Origin of the sequence: Pandoraea sp. LA3, from assembly GCF_022696215.1 — a bacterium.
GTDB classification, from domain to species: domain Bacteria; phylum Pseudomonadota; class Gammaproteobacteria; order Burkholderiales; family Burkholderiaceae; genus Pandoraea; species Pandoraea capi.
This window is the reverse complement of sequence record NZ_PTPY01000036.1, coordinates 643,397-658,516: the sequence shown is the minus strand read 5'-3', so window position 1 is coordinate 658,516 and position 15,120 is coordinate 643,397. Positions and strand designations below refer to the sequence as shown.

Genomic DNA, 15,120 nt, shown 5'->3' with positions numbered 1-15,120 from the left:
ATCGAACGATCGTTCGCGAATGTGCCTCATCTTTCCAGCGGCAGGCATCTTGCCCCGACAGCAACGATGCGACGGCCCCCTACGTGCGATGGATGCCGCAGGCGCCGCTTGCCGAACGTCCGGATTCAGGAGACTTCATGGCCCTTCCCAAGATTCTGCAAAACCTGGCGCTGCCCGTCGTGGCTTCGCCGATGTTCATCGTGAGCTATCCGGAACTGGTGCTCGCGCAGTGCAAGGCCGGTATCGTCGGCTCGTTCCCCGCGCTCAACGCGCGCGAGCCGCAGATTCTCGAAGACTGGCTCTCGCGCATTACCGAGGAGCTGGCGTCGTACAAGGCGGCGAATCCGGACGCGGTCGTCGGGCCGCTGGCCGTCAACCAGATCGTGCACCAGTCGAACCAGCGACTGGAACATGACGTGCGCGTATGCGTCGAGCATCGCGTGCCGATCTTCATCACGAGCCTGCGGGCGCCGCCCAAGGAAGTGCTCGACGCGGTGCACAGCTACGGCGGCATCGTGCTGCACGACGTGATCAATCTGCGTCACGCCAACAAGGCGCTCGAAGCCGGTGTAGACGGCCTGATTCTGGTGGCGGCCGGGGCCGGCGGGCACGCCGGCATGCTCTCGCCGTTCGCGCTGGTCGGTGAAGTGCGCAAGATCTTCGACGGTCCCATCGTGCTCTCCGGCTCGATCGCCAACGGCGGTTCGATTCTCGCCGCGCAGGCGATGGGCGCGGATCTCGCCTATATCGGCACGCGCTTCATCGCGTCGACGGAAGCGAACGCGAGCGACAACTACAAGCAGGCCATCGTCGACGCCAGCGCGAACGACATCATCTACACGAACCTGTTCACGGGCGTGTCCGGCAACTACATCCGCCAGAGCATTCTCAATGCGGGGCTCGATCCCGACGACCTGCCCACGGCCGACAAGTCCGCGATGAACTTCTCCAAGGCGAAAGCTTGGAAAGACATCTGGGGCGCGGGTCAGGGTGTGGGGCTGATGGACGACGTGCGTCCGGCCGCAGAGATCATTGCGCGACTAAAGCAGGAATACGACGACATGCGCAAGCGACTGGCAGGGTGACGCGTTGACGGCCTGAGCGCGCACGCGCGGGCAGGCCGTCGAAATCGATAGCGCGCCCGGCCGAATCACAAGCATCGGCGCGCTTCGTAATGGCAATCTCCTCCCCCCGGGCATTGGGTATCGCAGTGAGCGCTGCGCATGCCCGGCCCGTCTTCCGGAGGTCTGCCCATGCCGTATGTGTCCCACCATCGCGCGATCGTCGCCCCGCCTTCCTACACGCGCTCACACGCATCCGACTCACGCCGCAATGCTCGCAGCACGCACAGTGCACACGAGTTTCCCCGGCGCTTTCGCGGTTCGCGAATCACGCAACGCGCCAACACGCTCACCGCCCTCCCCCCCAGCAACGCCCGTACTGCGCCGCATCGCCCTCACAACACCTCGCAGCGCGATGGCGCGTCCGCGTGGCCTGCCGTGCTCGCACTCGCCGTCGTTGCCAATCTCGCAGTGCGCGCGTCGGCGATGCCTGAAATTCCGGCCGACGGGCTTCGTCAGCGCCATCCTCCTGACGTCGGCACACCGGGCAGCATCGAGGATGACATCAGGATCCTGCCGATCCGAAGCGTCGCCATCAAGACCGATTACCCGTTCCCGGATCTGCTGAGAGCGGTCGGGGCGGCGAGCGCGCCGTTCCGTCATCTGGGACAGTCCATCGACGACCTTCGCTTCGCCGTCAGCGGGGAATCGATCGGTAGTGACACGCTGGCGACGATGCGGCGCATCGGCGACTTCATCGACCAGATCACTGGCCTCGTGCCGTCCGTGCAGCGACTGCGTCTGCCCGCCTATGTGGCTGGCCTCGCCGCAGACGCGGCACAGGGTGAGATGCCTGTCGCGGAGCGCATCGCCTCGCTGATCCAGATGAGCGATCCGCGCTCGCTCGGCGCGCAGGTTCCCATGCGTGCCGATGGCGAGTTCCGCGACGTGGCGCCGGGAAACCCGGCGCTCTCGTCCGCCGCGGTACAGGGTCGCGAGGTTGCGGAACCGAAGGCTGTGCAAGCCGATGTGGTCGAGCAAAGCGAGACCGACGTGCTGGATGCCTCGCGGCATTCGGTGGACGCGATACGGTCCGACGCAATCGCCGACGTCGATCCCGACATCCCCGACATGAGTGCCGACGCCCCCCTCGCCCCATTCGCCGCTGCGCTACCTGATGGCGCCCTCGTCGCTGCACCTGACGAAGCCGTCGCCAACGAGATCCCGGATGTGCAGCAGGACGGGCAAGTCTTCGCATCGGCGACATCCGCACGACGTTCACACATCGACGCAGAACACGAATACCTCACGGGCTACGCGCAGCAGTTGTCGCCGGAATCGCTCCCTCCCGAACCGCGCGCGCAACTCATCCTCGTCGACGGCCATCACTATCTGCGCGGTGAGGCGGGCTACTACCGTGTCACGCGCGCACCCGGCACATCGGACGCTTCCGGTGACGAACACTGGCTCGTCGACGCGCCTCGCAGCACACGTGCGCAGATCCCCGTCACGTTCGACGCACGCACCGGCACGTGGCGCGCTGAGCGGGCATTGCGTCTTTGCGGCGGCGGCTGCGGCCCCAGCCGCGAGTCGACGCCGGACAGCGTCGGCACGAGCATGAATCAGGTCGCAGACGCGATCCGTCACATCAAGCGCCCACAGGTGCGCGAAGCGATTCTGAAGGCGTACGACGATCTGAGCCGCATGCACCTGATGCGCACGAACCGTGAAGACCTGCGCGCGATGCGTGACAACTCGATTGTCGAGCACCGCCGGGTACTGGTGCCGCAACTCATGCGCCTCGATCCTCATGCGACGCTGTTCGAGCAGCAGCGCGAAGCGGCCACCATCACGACCATTCATTACGACAACTATGCCGAGACGGGTTTCTACACGCTCAGCCCCGAAGCGTTCTGTCAGGAGAACGCCGAAATCCTCTTTCACTATCTCCTCACGCGCGGCGTGCCGTCGCCTCACATCCGGATGATCACCGTGCGGCCGCAAGGGCATCCGCCACATGTCATGGTGCTCTACACGGAATCGGACCAATTCATTGATCTGCTGGAACTGAACACGCCGCAACCGCCCGTCGCGGGACATGTCGACGGCATCAACGGCGAGAAATTCACCGCCGCCGTGTTCCTGACGAGAGACTCCACCGTGCTGCTCGATCCCTGGAGCCGGGTGAAGGCATCGTCGTTCCGGCACGCCGACGACATCGAGGAAATGATGGGCATGCTCGACGTCTCGCTCGCCGACGCCGGGCACCGTGCGGGCAATCCGTTCGTCGTGTCCGTCACGCGTCCCTATCCTGCGCCGCGCGATCGCATCCGTCTCGTCAAGCAGAGCATCGCCGATCTACGGGGCGCGGCGAAGCGGATGCAGACGGGAGACGCCAAAGACGTCGCGGCGAAGCATGACGGCGCCCACGGTGCCGGGGAGGACGTGCCTTCGTCGTCCGACGACAGCTTCGAGCCATCCGTTTGATGGTACGTCTACTACGCACAAGCACGCGCACTGTCATAAACCGATAATCGTTTCGACCGATGCGCAAGCCGGGGGCGTCGGGGCAATGGCAGTCTTCTCATCCCGGGCCACAGGAACGTCGGCACCCGCCCAATGTGTCGCGTTTCGTGGCCCTCACTACGGGAGAGGCCGCCATGCCGCACGTCTCGCATCACATCATCCGGCACACGCCGCACTATGGGTTGTCTCACGCACGGCAACGTCGCGAGCCGTCCGCCAGCGCGCCGGAAGGATTCCATCGCACCTTCCGCCGCGCGGGCTACCGGCGCGAGATGCCCCTCGTCGCCAGCCGCGAAGCCAGGTGTGCGACGCACACCGCCGACAACGCGAATGCGCAACGGCGTGCAGGCGGATGGCCCGCCGCGCTCGCGATCCTCATGGTCGCCAATCTCGCAGCCCCCGCTGCCGGGGCGCTGCCCAGACGCAACCTGATCGCCGAGGCGCACGACGATACGTATTCACTACCGCAGTTGCCACCCGTCGCGTTACGCGAAGTCCCTGCCATGCCACCATCGAGCACCACGGTCCCGCCGGATGACGTCGACATTCGCCCGGTCGAGCCGCATCGCTTGCGCACCGACTACACGTTGATGGACATGCTACGGATCGTGGCGGCATCGCGCTCGCCGTTCGAGAAATTCGGAGAGTCGCTGAGCGACGCCTATGAAGTCTTCATCGGCGAAGCGCCTGCGGCTGAGACACGACAGAACATTCGGCGCAGCGGCAAGATCATCGACTTCAGTACCGGACTGATGCCGCAGGTGCGCATGTCTCGTCTGCCCGGCGATATCTCACACGTCGCCGTCGAACAGATCGAAGGACGCTCGCCCATTGCCAGCGACGTTGCCACCCTGATGCAGGCGCTCGACCCGCGCACGTGGCGCGCCGACGTGAACGCGGAAACTGTCGTGGCGCCGGCCGCGTCGGAAAAGCGGCAACCGCGGGAGGAGACGCCCCGTGCAGCGCTGCTTGATCAACTGTCAGTCGAAGGCCGCCGCGAGTCCGACGATGGCGCGCCGGTGCTTGAAGGCGCCAACGGCGCAGGGCATGACGCGGCCGACCATCCCACGCAAAGGGCGTCGGAATTCGTGCCCGACAACGCGCCGGACAGCCCATCGGAAGGCGCAGACGGATCGATGCCGCGCGAGCGCGCCGACGAGGCTCTGCCGGCCGAACCGGTCGCGGTACTGCCGAGCATCCCGCAACACGCGGCCTCCAGCCATCGTATCGCGGGAGAGCGCGAGCATCTCGCCGGATATGAACAGCCCATTTCCGCCGAACGCCTTTCCCTCGCCCCGCATTCACAGATGTTCCAGATCAACGGTCACTACTATCTCGCCGGTGAGAACGGCTTTTACCGTCTTGACCGCGAGATGCAAGAGAACGTCTGGCTCGTCGACGCCCCCCGTCACAGCCGCGCACAGGTGCCCGTGACCTTCGACCCGCAGACCCGCGAGTGGCGCGCCGATGCGCCCTTGCGACTGTGCGGCGGCGGATGCAATCAGAGCAAGCGCCTTCCCGAGTCCGACAGCATCGTGGACGGATGGCCGGCCATCGCGTCCGCCATCTCGCATTTGCCCGACCTGGACACACAGGACGCCATTCAGGCGGCATTCGGCAATCTAAGCAGTCTGCGTCTGCTGCGCGGAAATCGCGCCGACCTGCGCGGCACTCGCGACTACTCCATCGTCGGACACCGCGCCGCACTGCGCAAGGCCATGCGCAACATCGACCGCGATGCCCCCTTGCTGCAACAGCAGCAGCAGGTCGCCGCTGCCACGGCGATGTACTACTCCGACAATCCGCAGGCGGAAGCCTTCTGTCAGGAGAACGCCGAGATTCTGTTCCATCTGCTGCTGGAAAGCGGCGTGCCCGAGGAGCGAATCCGCATGATCACCTTCCAGCCACAGCATCGCCCGGCACACGTGATGGTGCTCTACACGGAATCGGAGACATTCATCGACATGCTGCACGTGGCCACGCCCCAGCCGTTGATCCACGGACGCCCCGACGGCATCGGCGACCGCATGTTCTCCCGCGCCGTCTTCCTGACCCGCGACACGACACTGCTGCTCGATCCATGGAGTCGCACGAAAGCCACCGGGTTTGGCGGGACGTTCACCGATCGTGACGTCCAGCAACGTCTCAATCGCATACTCGCCGCACTGGGGCACCGTGATGGACATCCGTTCGTCGTATCGATCACCCGGCCGTTCGGCACGCACACGCCCGGCTCTCGCATGCGCAGCACCAGTAGCTCGGGCAGTGCCGGCAGCCCCGTCAGTCTCGGGAGCGAGAGCAACGCCAACGTCTTCGATCCGCTCCCCGATCTGGACATGCCATCGTCGTCGGACGATGTGCCAGAGGACGCCTTCTGACGCGTCCCACACGCTTGAACCTGCCCCCCGCCCGCGCGACGATGCGGTACACGGACTCGATGCTTTCCGAGCGACTCGCACCACCGCATCGGCGCGCTTCCGGAGACGTTCCCATGTCATACGTTTCACATCGCCGACCCATTGCGTCGGCACCTCGCTACGCAATGACGCCCGGCGCGCCGACGACACAGGCGCCGTCACGTGCGGGCACCGGTCTGGCGCATTCATTTCGTCGCGCGCGTACCGCTCAGGTGTCACAGACTGCACACCCTCGTGCAGACCGCCGGCAGACGGGGGCGACGCGCATCCGGCGCAGCGCGATGCCGTCGCATCGTACGCACCGGGTCTGGCCGGTCGCCTTCGCGGTGCTGCTTGTCGCGAACATGATGTCGCCAGCAGGCAGCGGCATTCCCAGGGAACGCGCGAGACGCCCACAGAATGCGCTCGCCCCCGAAGCCGAGGCAAGCCAAACGCGTATCGACGCACCAAGCCTCAATGGGGCGATACGAAGCGACGCCAGCGACGCTGTCGCGATTCGCCCTGTAGAAGCCCGCGCCATCAAAGCCGGTTACACCCTGCCCGAATTCCTGTCCGCGGTGGCAGCGTCGAGCGCACCGTTCCGGAATACCGGCGGCGCACTGCTTCAGATGTATACGCTGGTGACCGGCAACGCGGTGAGTGCCGACACACGCCAGTCGGTTGCCCAGTGGACGCAGGCACTCGACTTCGCAACCGGCCTGATTCCCGATGTCGGCCTGTCGAGAATCCCGGGGGAAGCGGCAGGCATCGCCGCCGACAGCATCGAAGGTCGCGAGGTCGGCGTCGAACGTCTCACTTCCGTCGTGCAATCTGCGGACCCGCGCAACTGGCAGAGTCGCGGCATCGTTCGCGAGCGTCCGGATTGGCGTGAGATGCACAAGCATCGCTACCCCGAACGCCACGACGCCCGAACACAACGCACGCCCCCCGAAGCGAAAGCGGATCACGCAAAGGCATCACTCGAAAAACCGGTCGGCGTCGCCCTCGCGTCTCAACCGGAAAATGATGTGATGCCATCGCGCATTCCATCATGGCGCATCGAAGGCGAGCATGAACATTTGCAGGGATACGCTCAGACATGGCTCAGAGAGCACCTGCCTGCCGACGCCGACAGCCGCCTGATCCTCATCGACGGTAAGCACTATCTCCGAGGCGAAGCCGGCTATTACCGCGCAACACGCGGGCACAGTGTCGATCACTGGCTGATTTCGGCGCCACGCGGCGGCGATCACGCCGCGCAAGTGCCCGTTCTCTTCGATCCCGTCACGGGGACATGGCACGCGGAAAAGCCGTTACGGCTTTGTGGCGGCGGCTGTGGATCGAGCCGCGAAGCCTCGCCCGACAGCATCGCCATCGACCGCGAGAAGATCATCAACGCGCTCGCACATCTGCATGACGAACACATGCGAGATGGCATTCGCTATGCGTTCAACGATCTCAGCATGTTGCATCTGACACGAAGCAATCGGCCCGATCTTCATATGACGCGAGACAACTCGATCATCGATCACCGCGCGGCGTTGCGGGTTTCGATGAAGCGGATCAAGCGCAACATGCCACTGCTCAAGCAACAGGAAGAGGCCTCGCTGATCACGACAATGCATTACTACTGGAATCACTACAGCGAGGCGTTCTGTCAGGAGAATTCGGAGATTCTCTTTCACTACCTGCTCGCCAACGACATACCCACCGACCGTATTCGCATGATCACGGTGCAGCCCAAGAACCGGCCGCCTCACGTGCTGGTGCTCTACACGGAGTCAGAGCGCCTCATCGGCCTGCTCGAAGCCGCCACGCCACAACCGCCACTGAACTTCGAACCCGACGGCATCAACGACATGCTCTTCGCGCGCGAGGTCTACGAGTCGCGCGACTCCACCGTGCTGCTCGACCCGTGGAGCCGCGCGCGCGCCACCTCATTCGCGCATGCCAATCACGCGGTCGATCTCGTCGACACACTCGACGCCGCCTTCGCGGACATCGGGCATCGGCCGGGCAGCATGTATCGGGTGTCCATCACACGTCCGCTCGGCACTCGTCGGGGCAGCTCGATCAGTCTGGGCAGCGCCGGCAGCAGTCGCAGCGGCAGCAGTGGCGGGTTGTCCAGCGGCACGTCCGGGTCAACCAGCTGGAGCAGCGTGCCGGGCCAGACGCCGGGCGCGGCGAACGGTCCGGCGGCGGGCGACGTCTCGAAGGATTCCGGCACGCACGTGATCGTGTAGCCCAGGAGCCCCCGCTCGCCGTTCATCGTCAATGCAGCGTTTTCTCTGGAGATTTCGCCATGCCTTTGATCACGCATCGTCGCGCCATTCACACGCCTGCGTGTTACGGCGCGCCGCACGCCCCGCCGTCCCACGCCTTGCGCAAACGCAGCGCATCCTCGTTTCCGGGAACGTTTCGCAGTGCGCGCACGGCACCGGCATCGCGCAATGCCCACGCCACATCACGCGCCGACTCGGGCTGTCCGCGCCGACGCGGCGACACTGTCTGGCCTGCGGCATTCGCGTTAATACTCGCTGCGAACTTCGTCGCCCCCTTGTCGGCAGCCGTCCCCCACAGACGGCACGATCCCATCGACCCGGCAAGATCGCCCGACCGCAACGACGACACCTCTGCCGCCTCGGTATGGGACGCCGTGCATATCGAGCGCGTCAGAAATCCGTCGATCAAATCCCAATACGCCCCCGTCGACCTGCTGCGCGCCGTGGCCGCCGCACGCGCGCCGTTTTCCAGCACCGGTGAATCCATCTCCGACGCCTATACGCTCGTCACCGGACGCGAAATCTCGCACGACGTGCGCGAGAAAGTGAGGGGCTGGACAACGGCCATCGACATCACGACAGGCCTCATTCCCGAAGTCCAGTGGCTGCGATTGCCGGCAGAGATCTCGGACATCACCGTCGATCGTCTGGATGGGAAACCCCTGTCCACGGACCAACTCATCGGCATCGCGCAATTTGCTTCGCCTCGTGGGGGCAGCGCCCCGGAGACATCTCATCCGGCGCCGCACTCGACACCGCAGAAGGGACCCATCGTGCACGACGCTTCGCCGCCGGTCCAATCGCCAGCCTGGCATCCGCCAGCGGAGGATCGGACCGGCATCGTGGGGGTGCCGGACAACCTGTCGACGGGGGAAAAGCCGGTGAGCCGCTTCGCGATTCGGGGGGAATTCGAGCATCTGGACGGGTACGAACAGAGCTTCTCGGACGTTGAATTGCCAGCGGCAACAGCGACTCGACTGGTCATTGTCAACGGTCATCACTATCTGCGGGGGGAAGCCGGTTACTACCGCGCAGCGCCCGGCATCAGCGCCGATCACTGGCTTATCGATGCCCCGCGCCAGACGCGCGCACAGGTGCCCGTCACGTTCGACCCGGCGACCGGCGAATGGGCCGCGCACGAGCCGTTGCGCATGTGCGGGGGAGGTTGCGGGTCGAGCCGTCCCACCACCCCGGACAGCATTTCGCGAAGTTACGACGATATCTTCGCCGCAACGCGCCACCTGCCTGACGAATCGGCACAGGAAGCCATTCAAAATGCATTCGCCGATCTCGGCCGACTGCATCTGGTTCGCTCCAATCGTCCCGATCTGCGCGGCATGCGCGATCACTCGATCGTCGATCACCGGGCAGCGCTGCGTATTGCAATGAAGGATATCGACCGTCGGTTGCCGCTGGTCAAGCAACAGCGCCTGACCTCGGAGGTCACGGCGCGGTACTACTACTCGCACCCCGCTGCGGAAGCGTTCTGCCAGGAAAACGCGGAGATTCTGTTCTACTTCCTGCTTCAGGACGCCGTCGACAGCAACCAGCTCCGCATGATCACCGTGCAGCCGAAGAATCGCCCGCCGCACGTCATGGTGCTGTACACCGAGTCGCACCGTCTGATCGACATGCTCGACGCGTCGACGCCACATCCGCGCCTCAGTCTGCATCAGGACGGCATTTCTTCCTCACAGTTCGCATGGGCCGCCTATATGACACGCGACACCACGGTCTTGCTCGATCCGTGGAGCCGCAGCAAGGCCATTTCGTTCGCGCGTGCCGATAGTCCACAGGACGCCGTCGACATTCTCGACGCCGCGTTCTCCGATATCGGCCACCGAACGGGAAGCCTCTACACCGTATCGGTAACGCGGCCGCTCGCGGTACGCAAGGGCACGCTGAGCAGCCAGAGCAGTCTGGGCAGCGTCGCCAGCGCGGGAAGCGCGGGCACGATGTCGGGGACGTCGGACGGCTCGGGCGTGTCAGGTGCGTCAAGTTCGGCGAGTGCGGCGAGTGCTGCGACGGGGTCGGCATCCATCTCCGGTTCGAGCGCCACCTTCGACGCAAATCCCCCGGTCCGCCGCCACTCCGACGCCGATACGTCCTGGCGCCCGCCCCGCCCTCCGTTACAAAATGTCGCGACACGAACCACCTGACGCGCTGCACGCTTCGCCATCTGACTTTCGGAGACGTTGTCATGCCCTATGCTACGTATCGCCAAGTCGGCGCCCTCGCACCCGGATACTCGCTCCCGTCTTCAATCGGATATCGCCGGGCATCGGCGCACGCCGGCAAGGCGCCGTCGGCACGCGCGCGCTTTCGCGACACCCTTATCCACGCGCGGATGTCGACGACATCGCCCGACACCTGCAGGCGCGGGCAAACGCCCCCCCTGAAGATGCCCGTGCGTTCCGGCGCACCAACCGTCTGGCCAGCGGCACTCGCGCTGATGCTCGTGGCAAATCTCGTCGTGCCTGCCGCGAGCTTCGTACCGAAGATTGCGCCGCGCTGTCGCAACGGCGATGATTCGGAGCGACAGGATTCCGGCTGCGTGGGCCTTCACGCGCAGCCGCCCGTCGCCCGAAATGACGACGCCGACGTAATCGCGCAACCCATCGCCCCGCAAATGACGATCAAACACGAGTACTCGTCGCAGGACGTGCTCAGATCGATCGGCGCAGGCAGCGAGCCTTTCAAGAATCTCGGCAATTCGGTCGTCGACATGTACGCATTGCTCACCGGGCACGACGTCAGCCAGCAAACGCGCGAGCAAATCCAGCAACGCACCCACATGATGGACGTGGCGACCGGCCTGCTTCCGGAAGTGGCGATCCTGCGTTTGCCGTCCGAGGTGACCGACGTTGTGGCCGACAGTCGTGACGGCAAACCCATTTCCACGGATCGCATCGTCTCCATTCTCCAGAACGCCGATCCGCGCGTGATGACGCGTCCGCTCGGCAACGCCATGCGACCGGCTCGGCGGGGGGCGAAGGGCGGCAAGATCCACGCGATGCCGGAGACGCCGCCCGGCGGTTCGTCGGGACATGCGGTGCAGGCGCCACGGAAGACGCTCGACGCCGTCGACCGAAAGATGGCCTCGGGCGGACGTGAGGTCGTGATCGAGCACGCAGGCATCGACGACGAAGCGCGGGTCGCCGCAGGCGCGTCGGCCATCATGACCGACGATGCCGCTGCGATGGCCATCATCGGCGAGCGCACCTATCTGCAAGGGTATGAACAGCAGATTACCGACGACAAGCTGCCCGCGAGTGGTGCTGCGCGCATCGTGCTCGTCGATGGACGCCACTACCTGCGCGGCGAAGCCGGTTACTACCGCACAACGCGTGGATCGAGTGGAGATCATTGGCTCGTCGACTCGGCACAACGCACGTTGGCGCAGGTGCCCGTGACTTACGACCCTCAGACCGGCCGATGGGAAGCCCACGCGCCGCTGCGGCTCTGCGGTGGCGGCTGCGGAAACAGTCGGGTGACAACGCCGGACAGCATCGCGCTGAATCGTCATGAGGTCGATGCCGTACTCAGTCATTTGCGCGACGACGACGTGCAAAACGCCATTCTCGGCGCCTATGCCGAAGTCTCCCGCATGAAGCTGATGCGCACCAACCGACCGGATCTGCGTCCGTATCGCGACTACTCAATCCTCAAGAATCGCGACGCCATTCGCGTGGCGCTTGAACAGGTGCCGCCCGATGCGTCGCTCTTCGAGCAACAGCGTCTGGCCGCCTTCGTCACCACGAGCCATTACCGCCTGAATCCAGGCACTGAGGCGTTTTGTCAGGAAAACGCCGAGATCCTGTTTCATTTCCTGATCGAAGGCGGCGTGCATGGCGATTGCGTTCGCATGATCACGGTGCAGCCGAAGCATCGCTCGCCGCATGCGCTGGTGCTGTATACGGAGTCCGTGGAATTGATCGACGCGCTCGAACTCGCCACGCCGATCGACTTCGAAGGGCCGGGTACCGATGGCATCACCGGCACCAACTTCGCCGGGCTCATCATGGGCGCGCAGGACACCACCGTGTTGCTCGACCCCTGGAGCCGGGTGAAAGCCGTTGGCTTCGCAATGACAAAAGATCCGATGGAGACGCGCCGCGTGCTCGACGCCGCGTTCGCCGACATCGGGCACCGGCAGGGCGAGCCGTACACCGTGTCGCTCACGCGCCCGCTCGGACCTCGACGCAGCAGCCTGAGCAGTCGCGGCAGCATGGGCAGCATGAGTAGCGGAGGGTCGCTGTCGAGAACGTCGAGTTCACGCGGATCGTCAGGCGGATCGGCAAAAAAATCGAATCGGGGATCGACGAGCGATTCCACGTTGGGCACGTCGAGCGAGTCGGGGGCGAGCGGGTCGGCAGGTGGGTCGTCGAGCGGCTACGGCGCGTCGAACTCGCTGGAATCGGTGAACCCGGCGGGGCTACCCTCGGCGGACTCGAACGAAATCGCCGACGGTGCGTGACAGGGGTCGTCGTCGCGCGCCGTCATGATGCGCGGCGCGAGGCGAGACTTCGCCGCGTATCGACACCGGCGCGCCTTGCACGCGCCGGTTTTCATCAGGCTCAGTAGGTGTAGACGCCGCGTCCCGTCTTGCGGCCCAGATAGCCGGCCGCGACCATCTCCTTGAGCAGCGGGCACGCACGGTACTTCGAGTCTTCGAACTCTTCGTAGTAGACGTTCATCACCGACAGGCAGACGTCCAGACCGATCATGTCGGCGAGCGCGAGCGGCCCGATCGGATGATTGCAGCCGAGCTTCATGCCTTCGTCGATCTCCTCCGGCGTCGCCAGATTCTCGGCCAGCACGAAGAACGCCTCGTTGATCATCGGCACGAGAATACGGTTGACGACGAAGCCCGGCGCGTTCTTCACCGTGATCGGCGACTTGCCGAGCGAGCGGGCCAGCGCATCGACACGCGCGTGCGTCTCGTCGCTCGTTTGCAGACCGCGAATGATCTCAACGAGCGCCATGAGCGGCACCGGGTTGAAGAAGTGCATGCCGATGAACTGCTCGGGCTTCGCGACGATCGCGGCGAGCTTGGTGATCGAGATCGACGACGTGTTCGACGCGAGAATCGCACCGTCCTTTGCCACGCCTTCGAGCTGCTTGAGGATCTTGACCTTCAGGTCGAAGTTTTCCGTCGCCGCTTCGATCACGATGTCGGCCTTGGCGAGCGCCGCGTAATCGGTCGACGTGGCGATGCGAGCGAGCGCGGCATCCTTGTCGGCGACAGTGAGCTTGTCTTTCTTGATGAGGCGGTCCAGGCTGCCGGCAATCGTCGCCACGCCCTTTTGCACGGCCACGTCGCTGATGTCGACCATCGTCACCGGCAGTCCGGCCACCGCACAGGCCTGTGCAATGCCGTTACCCATCGTGCCTGCGCCAATGATGCCTACGTGCTGAATCGTCATGTCGTCTCTGCTCCGGTTGTGTCGAATGGTGGCGGGAATACCGTCTTGCGCGGTGCACAAATCATAGCGCGGACACGTCGGATCGGTGACACACGGAACCGCTGTGCGAAACGTCGGCGGAAGGAATCGCGAACGGCGCGGCGATGGCATGTTCGGGACATGAGCGCCGGGCGTCTGTCATCGGGCACGCCAATGAAAAAGGGCAGACGGATGTCTGCCCTTCGTTGGCACAGCCGGTCGCGGCGCGTATCGACGACATGCGACGACATGCGACGACATGCGCGCCCGTCGCGCTCAGAACTTCATGCGAACGCCGCCGCCGAACGTGTCGCCGCCCGAGAGCGTGCTGACCTTGTCGTTCATGTAAGCCGCGTAGATGTCGGTGCGCTTCGACAGGTTGTAGTCATAGCCCAGCGCCCACGTCTTGCGGTTGACGTTGCTCGTGCCCGAACTCTTCGTGTACGCGTACGACGCGAGCACCTGACCGTTACCGAGCGGCACCGACACGCCGAGCTGGCCGCCGTTCTCCGACACGCCACCGCCCGTGATGTTGTTGCGGATGTACTGGTACTGACCGAAGAGCTTCACGACCTGGAGGTCGTACGTCGCGCCCACTTGCACGGCCTGCTGGCTGCGGAAGCCGACCATGCCGGCCATGTCGCCCGGCTGTGCGTCGAACTTGACCTGCTGGTAAGCCACGGTCGCGGCAAACGGGCCGTTGAAGTACAGCGCCGAGGCGCTCCACTTGTTCTGGCCGGTTTCGCCCGCCTTGTTGCCGAAGGCGTACGAGATGCTACCCGACAGGCCCTTGAAGTTCGGTGTGGTGTACATCACGGCGTTGCTCCAGCCGGAGTCGCCCACGATACCCTGACCCGCCTGGCCGATGAACGTGTGGAACACCATCGGGCTGAAGGTGTACGAATCGACGAACGGGTTGAACAGAATCGTCGAGACGAAGTACGACGTGGTCAGACGGCCGATCGTGACCGTACCTGCCGTATCCGATTGCAGACCGACGTAGGCGTTGCGCGAGAACATCGAGTCGCCCCCGAAGCGGCCATACTGACCGTTCTGCGGACGGAAGAAGTCTTCGAGCACGAACACGGCCTTCAGGCCGCCGCCGAGATCTTCGTTACCCTTCATGCCCCAGTAGGACGTCGACATGCCGCCGCCACCCTGCGTCCAGGCGCGATTCTCGCCCGGGTTCTTGACGGCGCCCACCCAGGCGTCGACCTGACCGTACAACGTGACGTTCGATTGTGCGAATGCCGGTGCGCTCATCGCGCCCATGCAGGCGCCCAATACGACGGCCCCGCCAATGCCCTTGGCCATACTGCGCTTCATTGACTTCTCCTTGGTTTATGTATTTTGTGTGCCCGTTCCCGCCTTGCACGGGACCTGCCGGCGCCCTTTTGAGAAGCGCCTCCCT

General features: G+C 64.7%; 8 protein-coding genes. 6 read left to right on the top strand and 2 right to left on the bottom strand.

Annotation, left to right across the window (positions count from 1 at the left end):
• Positions 1 to 137 precede the first annotated feature (137 nt).
• The 6 genes from C5N93_RS21380 to C5N93_RS21355 all read left to right on the top strand — a co-directional run bounded on the left by C5N93_RS21380 (position 138) and on the right by C5N93_RS21355 (position 12,742).
• Positions 138 to 1,085, top strand: coding sequence for a nitronate monooxygenase family protein (locus tag C5N93_RS21380; RefSeq protein WP_242560814.1), 948 nt, complete (start codon positions 138 to 140; stop codon positions 1,083 to 1,085).
• A gap of 168 nt (positions 1,086 to 1,253) precedes the next feature.
• Positions 1,254 to 3,548: a hypothetical protein gene (locus tag C5N93_RS21375; protein ID WP_242560813.1), complete on the top strand. Its 2,295-nt coding sequence runs from the start codon at positions 1,254 to 1,256 to the stop codon at positions 3,546 to 3,548.
• Between the two features lie 173 nt (positions 3,549 to 3,721).
• Positions 3,722 to 5,965, top strand: coding sequence for a hypothetical protein (locus C5N93_RS21370; protein ID WP_242560812.1), 2,244 nt, complete (start codon positions 3,722 to 3,724; stop codon positions 5,963 to 5,965).
• Between the two features lie 320 nt (positions 5,966 to 6,285).
• A complete protein-coding gene (locus C5N93_RS21365) occupies positions 6,286 to 8,226 on the top strand; it encodes a hypothetical protein (protein ID WP_242560811.1) in 1,941 nt (646 codons plus the stop codon).
• A 59-nt stretch (positions 8,227 to 8,285) separates the two neighbouring features.
• The gene (locus tag C5N93_RS21360) at positions 8,286 to 10,424 is read left to right on the top strand and encodes a hypothetical protein (protein WP_242560810.1); all 2,139 of its coding nucleotides are present in this window, start codon (positions 8,286 to 8,288) and stop codon (positions 10,422 to 10,424) included.
• 242 nt (positions 10,425 to 10,666) lie between these two features.
• Positions 10,667 to 12,742 (top strand): hypothetical protein, encoded by a 2,076-nt coding sequence (locus tag C5N93_RS21355; protein ID WP_242560809.1) that lies wholly within the window; start codon positions 10,667 to 10,669, stop codon positions 12,740 to 12,742.
• Between the two features lie 100 nt (positions 12,743 to 12,842).
• Here the strand turns inward: C5N93_RS21355 and C5N93_RS21350 are convergent, their stop codons facing one another.
• Together C5N93_RS21350 and C5N93_RS21345 are read right to left on the bottom strand one after the other, a co-directional pair.
• Complete coding sequence (locus C5N93_RS21350) at positions 12,843 to 13,691, bottom strand: 3-hydroxybutyryl-CoA dehydrogenase (protein WP_242560808.1); 849 nt, start codon at positions 13,689 to 13,691, stop codon at positions 12,843 to 12,845.
• A 294-nt stretch (positions 13,692 to 13,985) separates the two neighbouring features.
• The gene (locus C5N93_RS21345; RefSeq protein WP_242560939.1) at positions 13,986 to 14,981 is read right to left on the bottom strand and encodes a porin; all 996 of its coding nucleotides are present in this window, start codon (positions 14,979 to 14,981) and stop codon (positions 13,986 to 13,988) included.
• Positions 14,982 to 15,120: the final 139 nt, after the last annotated feature.